This is a genomic window from Clostridium sp. D43t1_170807_H7, assembly GCF_015555905.1.
Classification (GTDB): Bacteria; Bacillota; Clostridia; order Clostridiales; family Clostridiaceae; genus Clostridium.
Genome location: NZ_JADNLK010000062.1, coordinates 1 through 2,141 on the forward strand (window position 1 = coordinate 1; position 2,141 = coordinate 2,141).

Annotated in this window: 2 protein-coding genes; both read right to left on the reverse strand. The window is 26.8% G+C overall.

Annotated features, from left to right (window positions below; all coding sequences use genetic code 11):
• Positions 1-61: 61 nt before the first annotated feature.
• Positions 62-826, reverse strand: a complete 765-nt coding sequence (gene istB / locus I2E98_RS15700) for an IS21-like element helper ATPase IstB (protein ID WP_148325070.1) — start codon at positions 824-826, stop codon at positions 62-64.
• 17 nt (positions 827-843) lie between these two features.
• Entirely contained in the window at positions 844-2,043 is a 1,200-nt protein-coding gene (istA, locus tag I2E98_RS15705) for an IS21 family transposase (protein ID WP_195469803.1), read from the reverse strand.
• Positions 2,044-2,141 lie beyond the last annotated feature (98 nt).

Genomic DNA, 2,141 nt, shown 5'->3' on the forward strand with positions numbered 1-2,141 from the left:
TGTAAATGTCAATATATTTTTGTATAAAAATTGGAAAATAATTATGTACAATAATTAGAATTTACATTTTAGTCAAAGAGCTTTCTAAATGTTCTAATTTTGATTTAGTTCTATAAGAAGGTCCTTTTACAGATATAATATGAGAGTGATGTAAAAGTCTATCTAATATCGCATTTGCGATAACGGAATTTCCAAAAATATCAGACCATTTAGAAAAATTAGTATTAGTAGTTATTATTGTACAATGTTTTTCATATCTTTTAGATATTAATTGAAAGAAAAGATTTGCTGCATCAATATCTATAGGTAAATATCCTATTTCATCTATTATTAAAATCTTATATTTACAAAAATGACGAAGTCTTATATCTAATCTATTTTCAGATAAAGCTTTCTTTAATTGAGAAATTAAATCCTGAAAAGATATAAAATATGTTGAATATCGATGCTTAGCACATTCTATTCCAATAGAGGTCGCCAGGTGGGTTTTACCCACGCCGGATGATCCTACAAATAATATATTTTCTTTATTTTCTATAAATCTTAAAGTCATTAAATCAAGTATCTGCTGCTTATTTATTGCAGGTTGAAAATCAAAATCAAAATCTGTAACTTCCTTTAAAAATGGAAAGTTAGCAACTTTCACACAGGCCTGCATAGCTCTATCAGATTTTGCATTAATTTCTAAATTACTTAACTCATAAAGAGCATCAACAATACTTTTATTTCCAGAGTTAATTAGATCTATATATTTATCAATACTAGCTTTGATATTAAGCAATCCTAACTCCTCAAGATTATTTAGTAATTTAACATAGTTATTCATATTATCCTCCTATTTAATTATAAAAAGGCATCAAACTGTTTTAAATTAGCTTCCGCTAGCGATTCTATATCATCCGTACTCTTATTTTTTAACACTGATCCTAAAATTTCTTTATAATCACATTCATTATAATTAATCTTATTATCACTTAATTGATGTGTTGAAATTAAATCTGTGTTAAAATATATTTGTAATTCTTTATCTATTCTTCTAAGAGTTACAGATTTACCTATATATTTAGGTGGTACAGAGTATTTACTTCCTTTATAAGTTATTAGTGAATCCTTATGAACTTTGGTTTGACGGTCGTAGTTCATATAGGACTCTATGATATGATTACTTGGTAAGGGCAGTAGATACTCCTTTTCTTTTTGAAATAATAATATAGGTGGAATGTTAGTTGCTTGGTTTGGTGCTTGATTAACCTTAGAATTTATTCTTTGAAGCAGTTCAATGATGTCTGATTCATTTTCAAATTCTCCATCATAAGGTAATATCCATTCTACAAATTTATTTGCAGATTCTACTTTTCCTTTAGTATAAGAATGCCTTGGTTTACACAATGTAATTTTAAATCCAAAGTCATCGGCAAAAGCTTTTAGCTTGCTATTTATTTTTCTTCCATCTTTAGTGATATCGACAACTGTTTTCATATTGTCAAATAAAATTTCCTTAGGAACACCTCCTGTCATTTTAAAAGATTCTATTAGGCTTTCAAATACATCTTGTTGTGTTTTATTTTTTTTATAAGTAAAACAACAGAATCTTGAATTTCCTAACTTATAAGAAAATACATTGAAAATAAAAACTTCACCATATTTTGAAGTCAACTTAATATCTTCCTTCCAATCAACTTGTGCTTGCTTGCCAGGCGGTGTTTCGAATCTAGCATGTCCTCTTATGGCTTTCTTTGGTTTCAGGTTTTTAAGTTTTACATATTTATTAAAATTTGAATAAGTTCCTATATCACCATATTTATCTTTAAAATATTGATATACTCCATTTATCGTAACGCCATTTATGGCAAGCTTTTCTTTTATTTCAATATAATATTGATCCAATCTACTACTTTTATTTCTAGTTTTTGATTTACCTTCATATCCCTCATAATATTTCTTCACAGTTCTTCGATCTAAATCATATTCTCTAGCTAACTCTGAAAAGTTAGGTTTAATATTCATAGATTTTAATATAGTTAATTGACCTTGTAAATTCATAATCATTAGTATCCCTCCCATAAATAGGATATAACTAATGATCATTTTTGTACATTTTTATTTTCCATTTTCTATTCATTGTTATATTATCATTTACA

Excerpts from the sequence above, each read along its gene's own strand:
- istA (WP_195469803.1), bottom strand. The coding sequence starts at position 2,043 with ATGAATTTACAAGGTCAATTAACTATATTAAAATCTATGAATATTAAA.
- istB (WP_148325070.1), bottom strand. The coding sequence starts at position 826 with ATGAATAACTATGTTAAATTACTAAATAATCTTGAGGAGTTAGGATTG.